This is a genomic window from Nocardiopsis sp. NPDC055551, from assembly GCF_053619415.1.
The window spans coordinates 742943-765095 of sequence record NZ_JBSHJJ010000001.1; the positions used below are offsets into that span (position 1 = coordinate 742943).

Annotated in this window: 20 protein-coding genes; 11 read left to right on the forward strand and 9 right to left on the reverse strand. The window is 69.7% G+C overall.

All coding sequences use genetic code 11. The features are described from left to right. Positions 1-73: 73 nt before the first annotated feature. The 3 genes from ACWGSK_RS03035 to ACWGSK_RS03045 all read right to left on the reverse strand — a co-directional run bounded on the left by ACWGSK_RS03035 (position 74) and on the right by ACWGSK_RS03045 (position 3474). Positions 74-994, reverse strand: a complete 921-nt coding sequence (locus tag ACWGSK_RS03035) for an aminoglycoside phosphotransferase family protein (protein ID WP_452455111.1) — start codon at positions 992-994, stop codon at positions 74-76. Between the two features lie 69 nt (positions 995-1063). Next, positions 1064-2206 (reverse strand): endo-1,4-beta-xylanase, encoded by a 1143-nt coding sequence (locus tag ACWGSK_RS03040; protein ID WP_452455112.1) that lies wholly within the window; start codon positions 2204-2206, stop codon positions 1064-1066. Positions 2207-2223: 17 nt separating this feature from the next. Next, the gene (locus ACWGSK_RS03045; RefSeq protein ID WP_452455187.1) at positions 2224-3474 is read right to left on the reverse strand and encodes a cytochrome P450; all 1251 of its coding nucleotides are present in this window, start codon (positions 3472-3474) and stop codon (positions 2224-2226) included. Positions 3475-3755: 281 nt separating this feature from the next. On the opposite strand from ACWGSK_RS03045, the gene ACWGSK_RS03050 reads away from it, so the two are divergent. The 3 genes from ACWGSK_RS03050 (at position 3756) to ACWGSK_RS03060 (ending at position 7577) form a co-directional block, all read left to right on the forward strand. Further along, positions 3756-5585 (forward strand): serine/threonine protein kinase, encoded by a 1830-nt coding sequence (locus ACWGSK_RS03050; protein ID WP_452455113.1) that lies wholly within the window; start codon positions 3756-3758, stop codon positions 5583-5585. 291 nt (positions 5586-5876) lie between these two features. Beyond that, entirely contained in the window at positions 5877-6854 is a 978-nt protein-coding gene (locus tag ACWGSK_RS03055) for a glycoside hydrolase family 5 protein (RefSeq protein ID WP_452455114.1), read from the forward strand. A 57-nt stretch (positions 6855-6911) separates the two neighbouring features. Continuing rightward, a complete protein-coding gene (locus tag ACWGSK_RS03060; RefSeq protein WP_358504706.1) occupies positions 6912-7577 on the forward strand; it encodes a lytic polysaccharide monooxygenase auxiliary activity family 9 protein in 666 nt (221 codons plus the stop codon). Between the two features lie 274 nt (positions 7578-7851). Here the strand turns inward: ACWGSK_RS03060 and ACWGSK_RS03065 are convergent, their stop codons facing one another. Then, a complete protein-coding gene (locus ACWGSK_RS03065; RefSeq protein ID WP_452455115.1) occupies positions 7852-8556 on the reverse strand; it encodes a GntR family transcriptional regulator in 705 nt (234 codons plus the stop codon). A gap of 414 nt (positions 8557-8970) precedes the next feature. On the opposite strand from ACWGSK_RS03065, the gene ACWGSK_RS03070 reads away from it, so the two are divergent. The 6 genes from ACWGSK_RS03070 to ACWGSK_RS03095 all read left to right on the forward strand — a co-directional run bounded on the left by ACWGSK_RS03070 (position 8971) and on the right by ACWGSK_RS03095 (position 15062). Then, a complete protein-coding gene (locus ACWGSK_RS03070; RefSeq protein WP_358504711.1) occupies positions 8971-9927 on the forward strand; it encodes an ABC transporter substrate-binding protein in 957 nt (318 codons plus the stop codon). Positions 9928-10011: 84 nt separating this feature from the next. Next, positions 10012-10980: an ABC transporter substrate-binding protein gene (locus ACWGSK_RS03075; RefSeq protein ID WP_452455116.1), complete on the forward strand. Its 969-nt coding sequence runs from the start codon at positions 10012-10014 to the stop codon at positions 10978-10980. Then, complete coding sequence (locus ACWGSK_RS03080) at positions 10977-11816, forward strand: ABC transporter permease (protein WP_358504717.1); 840 nt, start codon at positions 10977-10979, stop codon at positions 11814-11816. The genes ACWGSK_RS03075 and ACWGSK_RS03080 overlap by 4 nt, the downstream gene beginning before the upstream one ends. Continuing rightward, positions 11813-12709 (forward strand): ABC transporter permease, encoded by an 897-nt coding sequence (locus tag ACWGSK_RS03085; RefSeq protein ID WP_358504720.1) that lies wholly within the window; start codon positions 11813-11815, stop codon positions 12707-12709. Before ACWGSK_RS03080 ends, ACWGSK_RS03085 begins: the two co-directional genes overlap by 4 nt. Positions 12710-12763: 54 nt before the next feature. Further along, a complete protein-coding gene (locus ACWGSK_RS03090) occupies positions 12764-13549 on the forward strand; it encodes an ABC transporter ATP-binding protein (RefSeq protein WP_358505025.1) in 786 nt (261 codons plus the stop codon). A 52-nt stretch (positions 13550-13601) separates the two neighbouring features. Next, positions 13602-15062, forward strand: coding sequence for an aldehyde dehydrogenase family protein (locus ACWGSK_RS03095; protein WP_452455117.1), 1461 nt, complete (start codon positions 13602-13604; stop codon positions 15060-15062). A 57-nt stretch (positions 15063-15119) separates the two neighbouring features. Here ACWGSK_RS03095 and ACWGSK_RS03100 read toward each other — a convergent pair whose 3' ends face one another. Further along, entirely contained in the window at positions 15120-15707 is a 588-nt protein-coding gene (locus tag ACWGSK_RS03100; RefSeq protein WP_358504725.1) for a TetR/AcrR family transcriptional regulator, read from the reverse strand. A 160-nt stretch (positions 15708-15867) separates the two neighbouring features. Here ACWGSK_RS03100 and ACWGSK_RS03105 point away from each other — a divergent pair, with 160 nt between their 5' ends. Then, on the forward strand, positions 15868-16725 hold the full coding sequence (locus ACWGSK_RS03105; protein ID WP_358504728.1) for an NmrA family NAD(P)-binding protein: 858 nt from the start codon (positions 15868-15870) through the stop codon (positions 16723-16725). Positions 16726-16764: 39 nt separating this feature from the next. Here ACWGSK_RS03105 and ACWGSK_RS03110 read toward each other — a convergent pair whose 3' ends face one another. From ACWGSK_RS03110 to ACWGSK_RS03120, 3 genes are all read right to left on the reverse strand, one after another. Then, on the reverse strand, positions 16765-17178 hold the full coding sequence (locus ACWGSK_RS03110; RefSeq protein WP_358504731.1) for a DUF6221 family protein: 414 nt from the start codon (positions 17176-17178) through the stop codon (positions 16765-16767). Positions 17179-17259: 81 nt separating this feature from the next. Next, complete coding sequence (locus ACWGSK_RS03115; RefSeq protein ID WP_358504734.1) at positions 17260-18366, reverse strand: ferric reductase-like transmembrane domain-containing protein; 1107 nt, start codon at positions 18364-18366, stop codon at positions 17260-17262. A gap of 222 nt (positions 18367-18588) precedes the next feature. After that, positions 18589-19374, reverse strand: coding sequence for a hypothetical protein (locus ACWGSK_RS03120; protein WP_358504737.1), 786 nt, complete (start codon positions 19372-19374; stop codon positions 18589-18591). Between the two features lie 123 nt (positions 19375-19497). Between ACWGSK_RS03120 and ACWGSK_RS03125 the strand changes: the two genes are divergently transcribed. Continuing rightward, complete coding sequence (locus ACWGSK_RS03125) at positions 19498-20394, forward strand: DUF817 domain-containing protein (RefSeq protein ID WP_358504740.1); 897 nt, start codon at positions 19498-19500, stop codon at positions 20392-20394. Between the two features lie 33 nt (positions 20395-20427). Here the strand turns inward: ACWGSK_RS03125 and ACWGSK_RS03130 are convergent, their stop codons facing one another. Beyond that, positions 20428-22152 carry a SulP family inorganic anion transporter gene (locus tag ACWGSK_RS03130; protein ID WP_452455118.1) on the reverse strand — a complete coding sequence of 575 codons (1725 nt, stop codon included), beginning with the start codon at positions 22150-22152 and terminating at the stop codon, positions 20428-20430. Between the last annotated feature and the right edge of the window lies 1 nt (position 22153).

The following is a 22153-nucleotide window of genomic DNA, read 5'->3' on the forward strand; positions in this document are numbered from 1 at the left end:
GGCGGAACCCTACCGAAAGCGACATCGGGGCCCGGTCGGCACCCCGCCCCTGGGCGTCGAATTCCCCGGCCCCTCAGCCGTCCAACGCCCGATCGATGAGTGCGTGCGCGCGCGGCACCCGCCGACGCCCCTCGTCCATCCACAGGCAGTCCTGGAGCAGCCGCACCCGCGTCCAGGCCCGCGCGCGGTCCCGGTCCAGCCCGGCCACCTCGGTGAGCAGGTCGAACCTGCGCCTGGTGGCTCGCACCGGGTCGCCGGTCTCCTCCGCCTCGACCCATCGGTTGCGCAGGGCCGGCAGCAACTCGAAACCGGGATCGCCCACCAGTGGCTTGGGATCGATCGCCAACCAGTCGCCCCGGTCGGTTCCCCGCAGCGGTGCGAGCACGTTCTCGTAGTGCAGGTCCCAGTGCAGCAGTCGGTCGCCCGGGTCGGCGGCGAGCTCCTCGGCGATGGCCGCCCAGCGTTCCAGCACCGATCGCCAGGGCTCCTCCAGATGGGCGGCCCTGGCCTGTCCTCGATCGGCGATGTCACGGGTGATGGGCCCGAGCCCGCGCATCCCCTCCGGGCCCGGGTGGGCGGTCAGCCGAGCCAACAGGGAACCGATGACCTCCAGGGCCGGTTCCAGGGGTTCCTCGTCCAGACGTCGACCCGGGTCGAGGGCCTCCAACAGCATCGCCCCGGTCCGAGGGCCGTGGTCGAGCAGTCGAACCGCGCCCTCCCCGTTCCAGACGCGCAGGGCCAGGGGCTCCCCTTCGGTCTCGGGATCCTGGGGCTGGATCTTGAGCACCGCCGAAGTGCCATCGGCGCGACGTACGGGCACCACCAGGGCCACCGCCCCGTGCATGCTCTCGCCGGCCACGGTCAGCCCCCACTCGTCGAGGTGCCGCACCGTCAGCCCGGGAAGCCGGCGCGCCCACTCCGGGCCGAAGAAGGAGGTGACGGATTCGACCAGGGCCCGTGGCACGGTGACGGGGTGGACGGAGGCGTTGTCCATGAAAGGTCTCCTCGGGTCGGGTCCGCCCCACGATGGCGGGTACGGGCCGGTGCTCGCACCCGCTTTTCGTCATCCGTTCCGCACCCTCCGACGCACCGGGCGCCCCTGTGCCCGTCGTCCCCTGCTCAGCGCGTCGACCATCCCGCCCAGCGCCGGTTTGCTCCGGTAGTCCTCGTCGAAGGGCAGCGCGGAATCGTAACCGGGGAACCATTCGGGGATCCACGAATGGGCGTCGGTCACCCCCCACACGCTCACGCCCACACAACGCGAGACCTCCAGGCACGCCTCCACGGCCCGCCGGTACTCCTCGGCCTGGTCCGAGACCGCATCGTCGGTGACCGGTTCGGCGATGCGCACGTCCAGTTCGCTGATCTCCACGTCCAGGCCCAGGTCCGTGAAGCGTCGCATGTTCTCGGCCAGGTCCTCGGGTACGTCGCCGTGCACGAAGTGCCCTTGGAACCCGATGCCGTGCAACGGCACCCCCTGCTCCAACAACCCGGAGGCGAGCTCGTACAGGGCGTCGGCCTTGTCCCCGCCACCCTCGATCCCGAACTCGTTGATGTAGAGCCGGGCCTGTGGGTCGACCTCGTGCGCCATCCGCAACGCCTCGGCGATGTAGTCCTCGCCCAAGGTCTGGTACCAGAGGTTCTCGCGCAGCTCGGGGCCGCCGTCCTCGAAGGGTTCGTTGATCACGTCCCAGGAGTCGACCCGACCCTGGTAGCGGCCCAGCAACGCCTCCATGTGCTCGCGCATGACCTCGCGCAGCTCGTCGGCGTTGTAGAAACCCTGCGCCAGCCACTCGGGCTGCTGGTTGTGCCACAACAGGGTGTGTCCGCGGATGTCCAGGCCGTGCTTCTCGGCGAAGTCGACCACGGTGTCGGGGCCGCTCCAGTCGAACTCATGACGCTCGGGCTGGACGTGCACCCACTTCATCGTGTTCTCCGCGGTCACCGCCGTGTAGTGGTCGGTGACAACGTCCTGGTAGTCCGAATCGTCCCGCAATGGGTCGACCGCCACGGCCACACCCAACTTGATGCCGTGCGACTCGGCCAACCCGGGCAGGTCGCTCCCCGGTTCCTCCGCCGGTCCGGGCAGGACCAGCACCGCCACCGCCACCACCACGAGGACCACCACGCACACCGCCCCCACCGCGAGCAGCGGCCCTCGCCCGCGTATGGTCGTGCGCCCGATCCCCTCGGCCGTCTTCCGCACCCTGTGGCCCCCGCCCTCTAGTGACCGACGGTGACCGGGAACGTGGCCAGACCACGGACGGTCAACGTGTCGCGCCGGGTGGGCATCGCCGTGGGCCGCAGCCCCGGGACCCTGCGACTCAGCGTCCGCAGGGCGATCTGCCCCTCCAACCGGGCCAGCGGGGCGCCCAGGCAGTAGTGCGTTCCGCCGGAGAAGGCCAGATGCTCCGCGGCGTCGGGCCGGGTGATGTCGAAACGGTCGGGGTCGTCGAAGTGCTCGGGGTCGCGGTTGGCGGACCCGAGCAGGCAGATGACCTGCTGACCGGCGCCGATGGGAACCCCTTCGACCTCGGTGTCCGCACGGGCCCAGCGCCCGGTGAGCTGGACCGGCGAGTCGTAGCGCAGGGTCTCCTCCACCGCCCCGGCCGCCATCTCCGGGTCATCGGCCAGGCGTTCCCACTCCTCACGGTGGCGAAGCAGCGCCATCGTCCCGTTCCCGATCAGGTTCACCGTGGTCTCGAACCCGGCCACCAACAACAGACGGAACATCGACCCCAGCTCGGAGGCGGTCAAAGCGCCCTCATCGAAGTGGGCGACCAGATCGGAGACCACGTCCTCACGCGGGTCCGCCCGCCGTTCGACCATCAAGCGTTCGAGTAACGCGTCCAAATCCGCCGTAGCCTGTCGGATCCGGCCGAGCTGGCGCGCCGAACGGGCCCCGTCCAGGGCGGCGCCGATGACGTTCCCGATGCGGTCGAAGTCGGCCCGATCCTCCTCCGGAACCCCCAACAGGTGACTGATCACCATGATGGGCAAGGGCTGGGCGAAGTCGCGCATCAGGTCGAACCCACCGCGCCGCACGGCGCTGTCGATCAGATCGTCGGCGATCTTCTGGATCACCAACCGGTAGTCCTCCATCCGGCGAGGGGAGAAGGCCGGCTTGGCCAGCTTGCGCAACCGGGTGTGGTCGGGCGGGTCGCGCTGTAGGAACGACAGGTCCATCACGTCGAACTGATCGGGGACCGCCATCTCCGAGGGCGGCGCGACTCCGAAGGCACGGTCGCGCAGGACCCGATGGACGGCCGCGCGCGTGGTGGCGGCGTGGAAGGGCAACCTGCTGGAGACCACCGGACCCCGCTCGCGCAGCCGCCGATAGGTCGGAAAGGGGTTCTCCCGCCAAGGCCAGTGCAGGAGGCGGCTGGGGTGGTCCCCGCTCTGGGCGGCCAACCACGACACGCCGTTGGCGGTGCGCAGTCGCGCGTCGATACGAAGGGTCTGGAGAGTCTTCACGGGCACGCCTCATCCTGTCGGTGGTGTGTTACGACCCTAGATCGGCCTTCCCCCGTGAACCGGTCCGCCCGCCTGGTTGGCCGTGTGTGGCCAGGTGGGAACCATCGGTCCCGGTCCACTCGTTCCCCGAGCCCTTTCGCAGGTGTGCGGTGGACGCGGCGAACTCCACGCACCGGCACGGGATCACACACGTCGACGGTGGTTTCGGTGGGGGCGCCACGCCCTAGACTGGGGCCTCGTTCCACTAAGGACAACGCCGTACAGGCCGGAGGTAGAGGACGTTGGGGCCGCTAGAGAGCACTGATCCGGAGCGGATCGGCCGTTACCGGCTGATCGGGCGCTTGGGCGCCGGTGGTATGGGTCAGGTGTTCTTCGGACGCTCGGCCGGCGGCCGCGCCGTCGCGATCAAGCGCATCCATCCGCACATGGCGGCGGACACCTCCTTCCGGGAGCGGTTCGCCCGCGAGGTGAACGCGGCCCGTCAGGTCAGTGGTGCGTTCACCGCACCGGTGATCGACGCCGGGCCCGACGACGAGGTGCCCTGGCTGGTGACCTCCTACGTTCCCTCACTGCCCCTGGACGAGGCGGTGCAGGCGCACGGTCCGCTGCCGGAGTCGTCGGTGCGGGTGCTGGCCGCCGGCCTGGCCGAGGCACTGGCCGAGATCCACCGGGTGGGGTTGATCCACCGCGACCTCAAGCCCGGCAACGTACTGCTGTCCGAGGACGGCCCGCGAGTGATCGACTTCGGGATCGCGCGGGCCACCGACGGCACCGCGGCCACCCAGTCGGTGATCGGCACCCCGGGCTTCATGAGTCCCGAACAGGTGCAGGGCGAGGCGCTCACCCCCGCCAGCGACCTGTTCGCCTACGGAGCGGTACTGGCCCACGCGGCCTCGGGTGGCGGGCCCTTCGGCGAGGGCAACATGCCCACCATGGTCATGCGCATCATCAGCAAGGAACCCGACCTGTCGGGTGTGCCCGAGTCGCTGCGGCACCTGGTGGCGGCCTGTCTGTCCAAGGACGTCAAGGGTCGCCCCGGCCCCGGCGAGATCCTGGACTACCTGGGCGACGTGCACGCCGGTTCGTCCTGGCTGCCGCCCGCGGTGATGATGGGCGTGCAGGAACAGGTGGCCAAGGTCAACAAGGCCCTGGCGACCTCGGCGGCCGACCCTGGCGCCACCGGTGGTCACCAGCGCACAGAGGTGCTGGGCGCGGGCGGGGTCGCGGCCCTGGGCGGGGCGGCCGGAGCGGTCGCCGGAGCCGCCGCCGCGGGCGCGATGGGTGATGACCAGGCCACCCGGGTGGCCGGCCATGGGCAGGACCCCTCGGCAGGGGAGACCTCGGTCCTGGGCGGTCAGGGGCAGCAGACCGGGCAGGGATATCAGCCCACCCAGCAGTATCAACAGGGCTACCAGCCCACACAGCAGGGATACCAGCCCACGCAGCGGTTCCCGGGTGCCCAACAGCAGGCGGGTCCGCCCGCCACCGCGGGTTATGACGCCACCCGACAGCAGCGGCCCGCGGACGATGACCCCTACGCCGACCTGTACGGGGAACGTCGCGGTGCGACCGATCCGCGCCAGGACCAGTATCGCCAGGCCGAGGAACAGCGTCGCCGGCAGATGGAGCAGCAGCGCCATCAGGCCGAGGAACAGCGCCGTAGGCAGGAACAGCAGGACGAACAGCGCCGTCGGCAGGAGGCCGAGCGTGCCCACCGTGACCGGCTGCGCGCCGAGCAGGACGCGGCCCGTCGGGCGCAGTCGGAGGCCCGCCGCGCCGACCAGCCCGGCCTGTGGGGCTTCGTCAAGTTGCTGCCGTTGCTCATCATTCCGCTGATCCAGATCCCGCTGGGTTATGGCGCGGCGCTGGCCTGGACGTGGTTCACGACCGAGACCGACGTGTGGACGGGCGTTCCGTACTACTTCGAGCCCTGGAGCATGGACTCGTTCTGGCACGCGACCATGCTGGGCTACTTCATCCTCAACAACCTGGTGGCGTTGGAGTTCCTGGTGCGGTCGTTGCGGACCTCGTTCGTGACCGGCGCGGTGCTGGCGCTGGGTGTGATCGCCGCGACCAACGGGTTGCTGTACAGCTTCGGTTTCTGGGCCTGAGGCTCCGAAGGCACACCGAACCGACTCAAGGCGGGGGCGGGGGACCGACAAGGTTTCCCGCCCCCGCCTCATTGGTGTGATCAGTCGGCGTCGACGCAGCTCGTAGCGGCTATGGCCTCGAAATTCGGGTTCACTTAACGTGTGCTCAGTTGAGCTGTGCGTGAAAAATCAGCCCGGAACCCTATTGTGGCGGGGTTTCGCTCTTGTTAAGTTGCACCACAAGCTGCATGGGAACGCTCCCAAATTCGGGTTCCCGTGAATGGTAGTCACAAAGACCGACGGAGAAGCACCGTGCACCGACCCCGCTCCCTGGTGTCCCTGGCGGCTCTCGCCCTCACCATCCCCCTCCTGGCCCACGCCGCGCCCGCGTCGGCCGAGACCGGACTCCACGTCGACGACCAGGGTCGCCTGGTCCACGCCGACGGCACCGAACTGATCATGCGCGGCGTCAGCCACCCCCACGCCTGGTTCACCGATCGCACCCCCACCGCCCTCGTCGACATCGCCGACCTGGGCGCCAACACCGTGCGCGTCGTCCTCAGCAGCGGCGACCGCTGGGACCGCACCGACGAAGACCAACTCCAGGACATCGTCGCCCAGTGCGCAGACCTGGGTCTGGTGTGCGTGTTGGAGGTCCACGACACCACCGGCTACGGCGAGGACGCCGAGGCGGCCACCCTGGACCAGGCCGTCGACTACTGGATCGACGTCCAAAGCACCCTCCAGGGCGCCGAAGACCACATCATCGTCAACATCGGCAACGAGCCCTACGGCAACGACGAGACCACCAACCAGGGCTGGGCACCCGACACCTCCGACGCGATCGTGCGCCTACGCGAGGCCGGGTTCGACCACACACTGGTCGTGGACGCCCCCAACTGGGGCCAGGACTGGCAGGGCACCATGCGCGAGGCCGCCCCCGAGGTCGCCGACGCGGATCCCCACGACAACACCGTCTTCTCCATCCACATGTACGGCGTCTACGAACAGGAGTCGACCGTCGTCGACTACCTGGAACACTTCACCGACGCCGGAGTTCCCCTGATCATCGGCGAGTTCGGCCACGACCACAGCGACGGCGACCCCGACGAGGACGCCATCATGGCCCACGCCGACCGCCTGGGACTGGGCTACATCGGCTGGTCCTGGAGCGGCAACAGCGGCGGCGTGGAATACCTCGACATGGTCGAGGACTTCGACGCCGACCGGATGACCGGGTGGGGAGAGCGCATCTTCCACGGCCCCAACGGCATCGCCACCGGTGACTGAGGAACGCGCTCCGCTCAACACCGAACCCCCGCGAACCCCCCTCGAAAGGACACCCCCATGAGAACGCTCGCCAGGACCGGAGCCCTCACCGCCTCGGCCGCCCTCGTCGGCGGCCTGGCCCTGACCTTGAGCGCGGAGTCGGCCGAGGCGCACGGCGCCTTCACCTACCCGGCCAGCCGCACCTACGCCTGTTACGCCGACGGCATCGAGGGCGGCCAGGGCGGCAACGTCGAGCCCACCAACCCCGCCTGCGCCGACGCCCTGGAGGAGGGCGGCAGCTACCCGTTCTGGAACTGGTTCGGCAACCTGATCAGCGACGCCGACGGCCGCCACCAGGAGGTCGTGGCCGACGGCGAGCTGTGCGGTCCCACCGCCGACTTCGCCGCCTTCAACGCGGTGCGCTCGGACTGGCCCACCACGTCGCTGCCCTCGGGGCAGACGGTCGAGTTCCACCACAACGCCTGGGCCCACCACCCCGGCACCTTCTACACCTACGTCACGAGCCCGGGTTGGTCGCCCGACTCCCCGCTGAACTGGTCCGACCTGGAGCTGATCAACGAGGTCACCGACCCGCCGCTGAGCGAGGGCGGAGTCGAGGGCGCCGAGTACCGCTGGGACGTCGACCTGCCCGAACGTTCGGGTCAGCACATCATCTACGTGGTCTGGGAGCGCTCCGACAGCCCCGAGGCCTTCTACAACTGCTCCGACGTCGTCTTCCAATAGGCGGCCTTCGTCTCGCGCCGCCGCTTCGCCCGGGCCCATCCGTCGCCCACCACCGGCTCTCGGCGAAGGAGACGCTCTGGCGCCTTCGGTGTGATGGTGAAAAGCGTGCCATCCCACCGTCGGCACCTCCTCGGGTTCCCGGAGGACAGGGCCTGAGGGCGCCCGAAAGGCGACCCCTCGTGATCCTCCCTCTGGGGATGGGGCCCGGTCTCGCAGGAGGAGGCCGGGCCCTCGACCCGTTCACCGCCCGGGAGCCACCCGGCGCACGACCCGGTCACCGGCGCCGAGGCGCCTGGCCCAGCAGGTGGACCAGGGCGCGGCGAGCCGAGTCCACGTGCTCCTCGGCGGCCCGGGCCGGCTCCTCGCCGGGGCCGCGGCTCATCAGGCGCACCAGGTGGTGGTGTTCGGCCACCAACAGGTCGCGATAGTGGGCCTGGTCGTGTTCGATGCGGGTCAGCTGGATCAGGCGTACCTGGGAGCGCACGCCGTGCCAGGCGTCGGTGAGGCGGCTGTTGTCGGCGATGGCGTAGACACGGTCGTGGAAGGCCAGGTCCAGGGCGATCAGGGTCAGTCCGTCGGCGTCACCCTCCAGGGCGCGTGCCATGGCCTGGACCAGTGATTCGAGTTCGGCCAGGTGGGCGGGGGTCATGCGGGAGGCGGCGGTGAGGGTGGCCAACCGGTCCAGGGCGGCCCGCACGGTGTAGACCTCGTCGACGTCCTTTGGACCCACATCGATCACGCGGGCGCCGCGGTGCCACTCGCTGCGCACGAGCCCCTCGCGTTCGAGCATGGCCAGTCCCTCGCGCACCGACCCGCGGCTCACGTCCAGGGAGGCGGCCAGTTCGACCTCGCGCAGGGGAGAGCCGGGGGAGACCCGTCCGTCCAGGATGGACTCTCGGACGCGGTCGGCCGCTTCGTGGGCCAGGCCCCGTCTGCGGGCTCGTCGCATTCCACCGTTATCGCCGTCGTCTCGTGCCACGTCGCAAAAGTGTACGGCGTACACCGGCGCGGACAAGAATCCTTCGGGTCTCGGTACCGCTTCGATGTACAAATGTTGACATTGTGACAACACAGGGTCGAATATGGGGCCCCGTACGGGGTTTCGACTCCGTGGTCCGGGTCCCGTCCTGACCCGGACCACGGGCTCTCCGATTCTCTCAGGGTGCCCCGGCCCTTCTTCACGCCCGCGCTCGTTCGCGGTGCCCTTTCCTCTCTCGCGTCGCCCTCGAAGGCGCTGCCCAGGCTCGGTCATCCGACCTTTTCGCTGTTCACGTGTCTGAAATGTGCCTCAAGCACGTCTTGACCCGGTGATCGGGATCACTTATGTTCACCTTAAGAACACGTGTTCGCAAAGCGTACATCCGTGTGTTTCGCGCCCCCCGTTGGAGATCCCATGCGCCTGTCCCCGGCACTCGCGGTCGCCGCGTCCGCCGCACTCCTGGCCACCGCGGCCTGTTCCCCCTCAGAGGAGGGCACGGGCGAAGGAGAACTCACCACCGTCACCGCCGGCGTCATCCCCATCGTGGACGTCGCCCCCATCTACCTGGGCGTCGACCAGGGGTTCTTCAGTGACCGCGGCATCGACCTGCGACTGGAGTCCGGTTCCGGCGGCGCCGCCATCGTCCCCGGCGTCATCAGCGGTGAGTTCGACTTCGCCTTCAGCAACATCGTCTCGCTCATCGTCGCCCGCGAGCAGGGACTGCCCCTGACCACGCTCACCAACGGCGTCACCAGCGCGGGAGAACAGGGCGCCGACTTCGGTGGCGTGTTCGTCCTCGACGACAGCGACGTCACCGGCGCCGCCGACCTCGAAGGCCTGACCGTGGCCGCCAACAACCTCAACAACATCGGCGACACCACCGTCCGCCAGTCCGTGCGCGCCGACGGCGGCGACCCCGCCGAGGTCGACTTCGTCGAACTGCCCTTCCCCGACATGCCCGCCGCGTTGGAGACCGGCCAGATCGACGCCGTCTGGGCCGTGGAACCGTTCGCCTCCACCATCCGAGACGCCGGCCACCGCGAGATCGCCTCCAACTTCGTCGACACCCACCCCGATCTGTCCGTGGCCGCCTACTTCACCGGCGAGGACCGCCTGGCCCAGGACCCCGAACTCTTCGCCGACATCACCGCGGCCCTGGAGGAGTCCCTGGCCTACGCCGAGGACAACCCCGACGAGGTCCGCCGCATCCTCGGCACCTACACCGAGATCGACGAAGCGGTCATCGAGCAGATGGTCCTGCCCCGCTTCCCCGCGCGGATCAACGACGAATCCGTCCAGACCCTGGCCGAACTGATGGTCACCGACGGACTCATCGAGTCCGAGCCCGACCTGGACGCGCTCCTGCCCTGACCCGCCCACGCCCCACCTTCCGAACCACCACAGCCCCCCGCCGGTGTCCCCATCCAGTCCCTGTCCCGTCCCAGGAGAGAACACATGACCGCGAACAAGACCACCCTGGGGGTGCTCGCCGCCGGCGCAGCACTCACCCTGACCGTCACCGCCTGTGGCGGTGAGGCGGACGGCGCCGCCGACGAGGGTGGACTCACCCCCATCACCGTGGGCGTACTGCCGATCACCGCGGTGGCCCCGCTCTACCTGGGTGTGGAACAGGGCCTCTTCGAGGAACAGGGTCTGGACGTGACCATCGAGACCGGCGGCGGTGGCGCCACCACCGTGCCCCGTGTGGTCAGCGGCGAACTCGACTTCGCCTTCGGCAACCTCGCCTCGGTCATCATCGCCCGTGAGCAGGGACTACCCCTGACCGTGGTCGCCAACGGCATGACCACCACCGGCGACGCCGCCACCGACTACAGCGCCCTGGTCGTACCGCCCGACAGCGACGTCACGAGCGCCGCCGACCTCGACGGCGCCACCGTGGCCATCGACAACCTCAACAACATCGGCGACACCTCCGTGCGCAACTCGGTGCGCGTGGCCGGTGGCGACCCCACCGACCTCGAATTCATCGAACTCGCCTTCCCCGACATGCCCAGCGCCCTGAGCAACGGCCAGGTCGACGCCGCCTGGGTGGTCGAGCCCTTCCTGACCATCGCCCTGGAACAGGGCGCCACCGAGATCGCCGGCAACTTCGTCGACCTGCACGAGGACCTGTCCATCGCCGCCTACTTCACCGGCGAGGAACTCCTCCAAGGCGACCCCGAGACCGCGGACGCCTTCACCGAGGCCATGGACGCCTCCCTGGCCTACGCCGAGGACAACCCCGACGAGGCGGCCCAGATCCTCACCACCTACACCGAGATCGATGAGGCGATCATCGACGACCTGCGCTGGCCGCGCTTTCCCACCGAGATCGACACCGACGCCGTGGCCACCCTCGCCGACCTGATGGTCACCGACGGCATCCTCGACGCCGACCCCGACCTGGACACCCTCATCCGATGAGCACCGCCACCACTTCGGCCCCGACCCCGGGTGGCACCCGCCGCCCGGGCGCTCGGGCGCGCACCGCACCCAATCGGCCCCTGCTCGGTCTCCTGGGCGTCGCCGTCTTCCTCCTGCTCTGGGAAGCCACGCCCCGCCTGGGCGTGGTGCCCGAACGCTACTTCCCGCCCGTCTCCGAGGTCCTGACCACCCTCGCCGAACGCGCGCTCACCGCCCCGTTCTGGCAGGCCGTGGGGCACACCCTGTACGGATGGGCCCTGGGGCTGGCCATCGCCTTCGTCGCCGCCGTCCTCCTCGGCTTCGCCCTGGGAGCGGCACCACGCGTGCGGGCCTTCACCACCTCCACCGTCGACTTCCTGCGCCCCATCCCGTCGGTGGCCCTGATCCCGCTGGCCGTGCTCATGTACGGCACCGACATCCGCTCCACCCTGCTCCTGGTGATCTACGCCTGCTTCTGGCTCATCTACATCCAGGTGCTCTACGGGGTCGCCGACGTCGACCCGGTCGCCGAGCAGACCGCCCGTTCCTACGGACTGGGACGTCTGGCCCGCATCCGCCACGTCGTGTGGCCCACCACGCTGCCGTACCTGATGACCGGGCTGCGCCTGGCCGCCGCGGTCGGACTCATCCTGTCCATCACCGCCCAGCTCATCATCGGCTCACCCGGCATCGGACAGCAGATCACCACCGCCCAACAGGGCAACGCCATCGCCCTGGTCTACGCCTGGATCATCGCCACCGGCATCCTCGGCGTGGTCATCAACATCGGTGTGCGCGCCCTGGAGCGTCGAGTCCTGCGCTGGCACACCTCCGTGCGCGGGGAGGCCACCACATGAGCCGCACCACCCTGGGCGAGTCCACGCCCCCCACCCACACCCCGCCGACGAACCCGACCGAACAGGAGAGCCCCGTGGCCCGCACCCGGCGGCGCCGCCCCGGCGGCCGAGGACCGGCCGGCGCGGCCCTGCGCACCGCGCACGTCCTGCTCCTACCCGCCGTGCTCATCGGCGTGTACTGGGCCTTCACCGCACAACCCGGCGCCGGCTTCTACACGCCCACCCCGTCCGCCATCGGCACCGCCTTCGTCGAACTGTGGTTCTCCGAGCGGTTCTTCGTCGACGTCCTGCCCAGCCTGGGCCGCCTCGCCATCGGCTTCGCACTGGCCGCCCTCATCGGAGTCGGCCTCGGCGTCCTCCTGGGTCTGGACGCTCGCGTACGCGCCGCCATCGAACCCGTCCTGGAGTTCCTGCGCGCCATCCCGCCGCCCGTCCTGGTGCCGTTGATGATCATGCTCGCCGGCATCGACGACACCATGAAGATCACCGTCATCGTCTTCGGGTGCGTGTGGCCCGTCCTGCTCAACACCGTCGAGGGCGTGCGCGCCGTCGACCCCGTCCTGTCCGACACCGCGCGCTGCTACGGCATCACCGGCACCACCCGCCTGCGTGTGCTCATCCTGCGCTCGGCCAGTCCCCAGATCATGGCCGGCCTGCGCCTGGCACTGGCCCTGGCCATCATCCTCATGGTCATCAGCGAGATGTTCGCCAGCTCCAGCGGCCTGGGCTTCGCCATCGTGCAGTTCCAGCGCACCTTCGCCATCCCCGAGATGTGGGCCGGCATGGTCCTGCTCGGAATCATCGGCTTCCTGCTCTCGGCCCTGTTCGAACTCGTCGAAGGCCGCGTCCTGGGCTGGTACCGCGGCCTGCGCGCCGCACACCGGGGAGAGTGACCCATGACCAGCACCCACGAACACGCCTCGCACCACCTGGGAGAACGCCCCACCATGCTCAAGGTCACCGGTCTGCAGAAGATCTACAACGGGGGCGCCACGGCGGTGGAGGCCGTGCGCGACCTGACCTTCGAACTCGCCGAAGGCGAACTCGTCTGCCTCGTCGGACCCTCCGGCTGCGGCAAGACCACCCTGCTCAAGTGCATCGCCGGCCTCATGGCCCCCACCAGCGGCACCGTCGAGCTGGACGGACGGCCCGTTCTCTCACCACCACCGGGCATGGCCGTGGTCTTCCAGGAATATGGACGCAGCCTCTTCGCCTGGATGAGCGTGCGGGACAACGTCGAACTCCCCCTCAAGGAGAAGAAGCTCCCCAAGGCCCGCCGCGCCGAACTGGTCACCGAATCACTCGCCGCGGTCGGCCTGACCGACTTCGCCGACGCCTACCCCTGGCAGCTCTCCGGCGGCATGCAACAGCGCGTGGCCATCGCCCGCGCCGTGGCCTACGAGCCGCAGGTGCTGCTCATGGACGAACCCTTCGCCGCCGTGGACGCCCAGACCCGAGCCGACCTGGAGGACCTGGTCCGCCGGCTCTGGAAGCGCCTGGGCGTGACCGTCCTGTTCGTCACCCACGACATCGACGAAGCCGTCTACCTGGGCGAACGCGTCCTGGTGCTGTCCAACTCACCTACAGTCGTCCAGGACGACATCACCGTGGACCTGCCCGCCGAACGCGACCAGCTCACCACCCGCCAGGACGAACGCTTCACCCACCTGCGCGCCCACGTCTACGCGCAGATCCAACAGGCCAAGAAGGGCACCACCGAACCCGCCGCCTAGGGCCTGACCCCTCCGAACGGCCGCATCACCAACGAAACACAAGGAGCCCATCGTGAGCCTGCTCGACGCCGACAAGTTCACCTCCGCCGTCTTCACCGGCACCTGGACCCCGGCCAAGGGGGGCGACACCGAGGTCGTCTCGCCCTCCTCGGGCACCGTCCTGGGCCGCATCGGCATCGCCGACGCCGACGACGTCCACGAGGCCGCCGAACGCGCGGCCAAGGCCCAGACCGGCTGGGCCGCCACCTCCTTCGAGGAACGCGCCGCCATCCTGCGCCGGGCCGGAGACATCCTCAACGCCAACGCCGAGGAGATCTCGTACTGGTTGAGCCACGAGGGCGGCGCCGCCGCCGGCATGGCCGGCTTCCAGGTACACGTGGCCTCCGAGGAGTGCTACGAGGCCGCCGCCCTGGCCTCCCAACCGCACGGCGAGATCCTGCGCACCGCCAAGCCGCGCCTGAGCTTCTCCCGCCAGGTGCCCGTGGGCGTGGTCGGGGTCATCGCGCCCTTCAACGTCCCGCTCATCCTGGGCATCCGCTCCGTGGCCCCCGCGCTGGCCGTGGGCAACTCCGTCATCCTCAAGCCCGACCCGCGCACCGCCGTCTGCGGTGGCGCGGTCCTGGCCGAGGTGTTCCGTCAGGCCGGAGTCCCCGAAGGCGTCTTCCAGGTCCTGCCCGGCGGCGCGGAGGCCGGCCAGGCCCTGGTCGCCACCCCGCCCGTGCGCGTCATCTCCTTCACCGGATCCACCCCGGCCGGACGCAAGGTCGGCGAGGCCGCCGCCCGCCACCTCAAGCGCGCCCACCTGGAACTGGGCGGCAACTCGCCCCTGGTCGTCCTCGACGACGCCGACGTGGACGCCGCGGCCTCCATCGGCGCCTGGGGCTCCTTCCTGCACCAGGGGCAGATCTGCATGACCACCGGCCGCCACCTGGTGCACGAGTCGATCGCCGACGCCTACGTCGAGAAGCTCGCGGCCAAGGCCGAGGCCCTGGTGGTGGGCAGCACCGAAAAGGACGGTTCCGCACTCGGACCCGTCATCGACGCCGGTCAACGCGACAAGATCCATGGGCTGGTGACCGACAGCGTCGAGGCCGGCGCCGAGCTGCGCGCCGGTGGCACCTACGACGGCCTGTACTACCGGCCCACCGTCCTGGACCGGGTCACCCCGACCACCGCGGCCTACGCCGAGGAGGTCTTCGGTCCGGTCGCCCCGGTGGCCCGTTTCTCCACCATCGACGAACTCGTCGAGATCGCCGGTGCCACCGAGTACGGGCTGTCCTTGGGCGTGATCACCACCAACCCCATGCGGGGGCTGGAGATCGCCGATCGCATTCCCAGCGGCATCGTGCACATCAACGACCAGACGGTCGACGACGAGGCCGTGGCGCCCTTCGGTGGCGTGGGCGACTCGGGCACGGGCTCGCGCTTCGGCGGCACCCGCGCCAACATGGAGGCCTTCACCGAGACCCAGTGGGTGACCATGCAGGCCGACCCCGCCCGCTACCCCTTCTAGATCGACCGGCTCGTTTCGGGGCCCGGCCGGGCCCCGAAACGACCCGAGTCACCCGCGTTACCCGTGCTGAGCACGGATCCCGTCGAGGAGGAAGTCGGTGCGGCGGTCGTACGCGTCCCGGGACGGGCGGGTGCCGTGTTTGAGGGCGAGCGCGTTGTCGACGATGAGCGCGTGGAGATCCTCCGTCGTGAACCCGGGTCGTAGGGTTCCACAGGCGTGACCGGCCGCGACGAGTTCGTCGTTGATCTCTCCCGCTGCCCGACAGATGTCCATGAGCTGCCGTGAGTGCGGGTACTCCTGCAGCAGGACGTCGTTGGCGGTGGGTTGGCGGTACTGCAGATCGCGGATCGCGGTGAGGTAGTACGCGACCCGCTCTCCAGCTCCTTGGAGGGAGCGCGCGTGGTCGATGACGGCGTGGAGCTCGTTCGCGACGACCTCTTCGATGACGGCCTCGATGAGTCCGACCCGGCCACCGAACCGGTTGAAGATCGTGGCCTTGCTCACCCCCGCCGCCTTGGCCACCTCTTCCAACGGCACGCTCAGACCCCGCCCCTGGAAGGCGTCGATCGCGGCACGGCGGATCTGCTCCGTGTTGCGCCGGGCGTCGGCGCGCAGCCGAGGCTTCGGGGGTGTCCCATCCGTCATGTTCCCCACCGTCCCTCGCCACCGCCACCGTAATTTGACTCGTGGGGTCAGGTTATCTAGCGTCGACGACGGAAGCGAAATTGACCCCACTGGTCAACTTGTGCGACGGCGTGCCGCCGGGGTGCCCACCAGTGCGGGCACACAAGGAAGGGCCGCGAACATGATCGTCGTCACCGGTGCCACCGGCTCCCTCAACGGGGCCACCGTCGAGCACCTCCTCAAGCGCCTGCCGGCCGATCGGATCGGCGTCAGCGTGCGCGACGTCGCCAAGGCGCGGCACTTCGCGGACCGCGGTGTACGCGTACGACAGGCCGCCTACGATGACCCGGCCGCCCTGCGCCACTCCTTCGCCGGCGCCGACCAGGTGCTCCTGGTCTCCGGCAACGACCCGACGGCCGACATGGTGGGCCTGCACCGCAACGCGATCGAGGCGGCGGTCGCGGCCGGCGCCCACAGGATCCTGTACACGAGCCAACAGGGCGCCACGACCGAGGGCCCCTACCCACCGGCGGCCATCCACGCCGCCACCGAGGAGATCCTCGCCGGTTCGGGGGCCGCGTGGACCTCCTTGCGCAACGGCTTCTTCACGCACGACTTCGAAGCCATGCTCGGACCCTGGCGACGCACCGGGACGATCGCCGCCCCGGCCGACGGGCCCGTCCCGTGGACCGCCCCCGCCGACCTGTCCGAGGCCACTGCGTTCGTTCTCTCCGGTGACCGCTCCTTCGACGGAGCCATCACCCTGATCTCCGGTGAGGCCGTCACCCTCGACGACTTCGCCGCTCTCCTCTCCCGCCTCAGTGACCGCACCATCGAACGCGTCGTCGTGGACGACGAACAGTGGGTCGCCGATCAGGTGGCGAACGGTCTTCCGGAGCAGGCGGCCCGCTTCATGCTCACCATGTTCCGCGCGACCCGCGAGGGTTACTTCGCCGAACAGGATCCGCTGTTGGCCGAACTCCTCGGTCGTGAACCCCGAGGCGTCGCCGCCCAGCTCGCGGAGCAGATCGCCGTCTGAAGGGCTCGGGCGACCGATCGAGGGCGAGCGCCACGGGATTCATCGCCGTGGAGATTCCTCCCGAGGAGACCATTCCGGCCGATGGTCGGGGTGGTCGGAGAACGGAAGGGCGAGCAGGGGAAGAACGACTTCCTCGTACTCGCGGAGCAGAGCCTCCCCTTCCGGATGTTCGACCAGGTCGGCGTGGAGCAGTTCGTACCGTTCGATGAGGCGCCTGGTGGACTCCAACCTCCTCAGGGCGTGCGCGGGGTCGTTCCGGACGATGTGCTCCGAGCGCGCTCGCTCTCCTGGACCGCCTTCGCCGGAGGTCGGCGCCACGGTCTCGCCGTCGGCGGACTCCACACGGCCCGACCGGGCCGACCACGTCCGCGCGGCGGAGGAGGCTCCAGCGGCGAGCGCGCCCCGCCAGTGTTCGTCCATCCGCGCCCGCAGGAACGAGACCAAAGCGTCCAACGAATCCCCCTGATCGTCTCGGTGTTCCCTGACGTTTCCGACCGTCGAGGGAACACCGGCCCGGACCATCCCTGGAAAACCCTACAGCGGGTTTTCGGAGTCACTTCGATCGGATGTGGGGTCGAGGGTCGGTTCCGTCGCCCCGGGCTCGGGTCCGGGGCGAGCGGTTCGCCCAACACGCTCCCCGCTCGACCTCACGGCCAGGGCCACCGCGCCCATCACCGTCAGCACGACCACGAGCCCGCCCCAGACCATGGGCTGAGTGATGAGCATGTCCCCGGACTCCTGCCCGGGTGTCCTCCCGCCGTCCCGGCCGGTGACCGTGACCAGCAGGACCACGACCACACCGGCCGCGGCCAGCAGCCGACCGCCCAGCCGCAGCAGGGGACCGGCGCCACCGCCGAGTGCGGCCCGGGTGAGCCTCTCCTCGTGTCGTAGCGGTGTCAGCAGCCGTGCCAGGAACAGCAGGGCCACCGGGAGCTGCAACCCCCACACGATGGTGCGGAACCAGCCGTCGAACCACACGTTGGTGCCGTACAACAGGGTGTGCCACGCGCTCAGGACGTAGACCAGGATGACGAACCGATGCAGTACCCGCCACAGGCGCGAACCCGTCCACGCCCGAATGTAGAACGACAACCCGAGGGGGATCGCCAGGTAGAGGGCGATCAGGCCGAGGAGGATGGCGACCTGGCCGGTGCCGGTCGCGTACCCGCCGGGGACGAAGACGTCGACGAAGGCCGACCACACCAGCCGTGCCGGTGACAGTCCGTCCTCGTTCTGGCGGAGCAGCTCCAGGAAGAACGCCAGGGCGTGGGCGAACATCAGCCCGATGGTGGTGATGCTGGTGACCCGGTGCCAGTGCTCCAGACGGGCGTGGGAGACCGGCGACCAGGACACCGGTCGGGTCGAGCGCAGCAGTCCGAGCATGACGGTGATCCACGCCCACAGCATCGCCGACCAGCCGAAGGCCTGGCACGCCCAGTACAGCCAGTACATCCGAGCGTCGGCCAGGTGCGGCATGACCTCCAGGGTCGCCGAGGTGCCGTCGTCGATGCGCTGATACAGGACCACGAAGATCACCGCGGTCACCACCAGTGCGGCGGTGGAGTCGAAGAGCAGGTTGCGCAGGTCCGCGCGCAGTGTTCGGCGGTCGAGCCGGGGCCGGGGTCTGGCGGGGGAGGACATGGTGGCTCCAGGTGAGGGGTGGGCGACCGGTTCCGAGGCCGAGGGGAGGCCGGGGAGGGAACACGGACCGAAATGGCACGCTAGCGGAAAGTCGGCGCCGGGCCCAGGCCTGTTGAACGCTCAATCATTATTGGGAGGGCGGGATGTCCTCTGTGAGCTGGGAAAATTCCATGCAAGCGCTTACCACAAAGAAAGCGCTTGCCAGGTCTTGGCGTGTGTCCACTACTCGTCGGAGCAGACCTCGAAGTCGCCCCATCCCCGCTCGGTGCCCTGCCAACTCGAACGGTCGTGGGAATCGACGGACTCCCCGTCCACGGTGACACCGTCATCCCGGTAGTGACCGACATGATGGTCGACCGCGCCGTCGCCCTCGGTCTGGAACACCTGCAACTCGGCTCTGCCGTCACCATCCGGGTCAGCGGCCCGTGCCCCGTACACGAACCCCTTGAAGTCGATGCGAAGGGGGCCGACCCTCTCACTGGTCAGATCCTGGGCCAGCGGCCCGAAGTGCACTTCGTGCACCGGCATGTCCTCCACCGGATCGTCGCCCAGGTGCGGCGTCGCGAAGAACAACGCCAGGTCCACGTAGCCGTCACCATCGAAGTCCCCGAGGGTGCCCCGCGCCTCCCGCTTCGGATCCTCCGAACCCGCGTAACCCAGCCTGGCCAAGGCGTCGTCGAGGTCGGCCTCCCACGAGTCCCCGCCGCCCTCGACGGTGATCACACCCTCCCGAGCCGGGTCGCGCACCTCGTCCAGGTGCCCGTCGCCGTTCACGTCGGCGCGCAGCACCGTGCCCTCGGAGTTGGCGCACACCGCCATCGGGGCGTGGTCTCCGGGTCCGGGGGCGGCGGGGCCGGGTTCGATTCGCTCCGACGAGAACGTGAGCCAGGTGAACCCGGCGATGGTGAGCAACCCGAGCCCGGACACGGCGGCGATGCCGAGGAAAAGGGGGCGTCTTTGCGGTGGCGGGGGGAGCGCGCCGGTTCCGGGCGGAAGGGGGGTCGACATCCCGACACCGTAGACGGGCGCGAGGACCCGACTCAACCCATGGCACCCCCGGCGGGCGCCCGACGTCCGAGAGCGCTCCTCCCGGCGCTCCGACACCACACGGTCGACCGTACGATCGAGCGCATGGCCAACGAACACCACCACTCCCTCACCTCCCTCGAACGGCGCCTGGACACCTGGGCGAACGGGCGTTTGGAAGCCCTCCAAGGGCGCGTGGGCGGGGGAGTGCTGGAGTTCGTCGTCTTCACCGTCAAACAGGCCTGGGCGTGCGTCTTCGGCGCCGCCATGCTCGCCCTGCTGGTCGCCACCCACCTGTGGTACCCCGAAGGCGTCGCGCTCTCGCGCAGCGATGCCCTGGTCATCGGAGCGGTCGCCATCCAGGCGCTCATGCTGCTCCTGCGCCTGGAGAGCGGACGAGAGCTCTGGGTGATCGTGCTGTTCCATCTGGTCGGTACGGCCATGGAGATCTTCAAGACGTCCGTGGGCTCCTGGGAGTACGGCGGCGACGGGCTGCTGTGGATCGGCGGGGTACCGCTGTACACGGGGTTCATGTACGCCGCCGTGGGCTCGTACATGGTGCGCGTGTTCCGCCTGTTCGACCTGCGCTTCGACCACTACCCGCCACGTTGGGCCACCGCCCTGCTCGGCCTGGCGATCTACCTCAACTTCTTCGGCCACCACTACCTGTTCGACGCCCGCTGGGTACTGCTGGTCCTCATCGTGGTCCTGTACGCCCGCTGCACCATGCACTTTCGCGACCACCGATCCCGACCCTGGCGCCGCATGCCCATCCTGGCCGCGTTCGGCGGCGTGGCCTTCTTCATTTGGGTCGCCGAGAACATCGCCACCGCCGCCGGATCCTGGATCTACCCCCACCAGGCCGACGGCTGGCAGATGGTCTCCCCTGCCAAACTGGTCGCCTGGCTGCTGCTGATGATCATCTCCGTGGTGCTGGTGACCTTCGTCTACCGCCCCCGCCCCCTGCACACCCCACCGCAGGACCACGAACTCACCCGGTGAAAATCGCCAGGCCCGCCGAGGGTGGCGAACGGGTCAGCGCGGAGTGGTCTCGTCAGCCGCCTCCATGGTCCCGCGTTCGCGCAGCAGGGTGTGGGCGAAGTCGATCGCCTCGGGGGTGCTGTCGAATACCGAGCCTCGCTCGAACAACCGGGCGCCCGCGCCCAGTGCGGTCAACGCCCGTGTGTGATCGGGCCGCACCCCCGACAACAGCACGCAGATTCCGCGTCGCTCCAGACGCTCGATCGCGTCGCCCAGCACCAAGGCCCCGGTGGCGTCCACCGTGCTGACCCGCGACATCCGCAGGATCACCACGGACACGTCGGCCACCTCGGTCAATTCCAACAGGAATCGGTGCGCGGCGGCGAAGAACAAGGGCCCGTCCAGCCGGTAGGCGACGATGTGCTCGTCCAACAGGGCACGTTCCCGCGCACCGTGGTCACCGGGCGGCCCCTGGGACAACTCCACCCGGTTCAGTCGGGCATCGCGCGACACCGCGCGCAGTGCCAGGAACGCGGTGACCGCCATCCCCAGCAGCACCGCCGTGACCAGGTCCAAGGCCAGGGTGGCCACCGCGGTCAGCACCAACACCACGGCGTCGCCTCGGGTGGAACGCATCATCGCGCGCACCGACCCCACCTCGACCATCCGCACGGCGGTGGCCAACAGGACACCGCCCAGCGCGGCCAACGGCACCAGCCCCACCAGCGGGGCGGCGAGCAGCACCACCATGGCCAACACCAGGGCGTGGGAGGCCGCGGCCAGGCGACTGTTGGCGCCCGAACGCACGTTCACGGCCGTGCGCGCGATCGCGGCGGTCGCCGGCACGCCACCGAAGATCGGCACGACCACGTTGGCCACGCCCTGCCCGAAGAGCTCACGGTCGGGGTCGTGCCGTTCGTCGACGCGCATTCCATCGGCCACCGTGGCCGACAGCAACGACTCCAGAGCGGCCAGCGCCGCCACCGCCAGGGCCGCGCTCATCAGCGGGCCCACGGCGGAGGGATCCAGGAACGACAGGGAGGGCGTGGGAAGGCCGGCGGGCAGGGCTCCGATCGTGGGCGTGGACAACGGACTCAGGTGCACCAGCAGGGTCGCGGCGGCCACCGCCAGCAGCGAGAACGGCAACGTGGGTCGCCACCTGGCCCCCACCAGCATCACCGCGGCCACGCCCAGGGCGATGAGCAGGGGTGTCCAGTCCGGGTCGGCGCTGAAGTCCCTGACCAGGGAGAGCGCGCCGGCCAGGACGTTGTGCCCCTCCGGTTGGGGCAGACCCAGCACGAACGGGGCCTGTTGGAGGGCGATGACGACGGCGATGCCCAGAGTGAACCCCTCGATCACGGGTGCGGGAACGTAGCGCATGTACCGTCCGCCCCGTGCCCAGGCCAGGACCAGCAGGATCAGCCCCGCCATCATTCCGACCATGAGCACACCCGTGGGCCCGTGCACGGCCACGATGGGCACCAGCACCACGGTCATCGCTCCGGTGGGTCCCGAGACCTGGAGGTTGGAGCCACCGAAGACCGCGGCCAGGAACCCGGCCACGATCGCGGTGACCAGCCCGGCCTGAGCGCCCAGTCCGGAGGAGATACCGAAGCCCAGGGCCAGGGGCAGCGCGATGATCGCGACCGTCACCCCGGCGAGCAGGTCACGGCCGGGGGAGCGGCGCATGGTGGTGAAGTCGGAGCGCCGGGGCAACAGCGCGCGAGTGTTCGTCCACAACCTCCGCCCGATGCCCCGGGAGTGAGTCGTCTGTGCCATC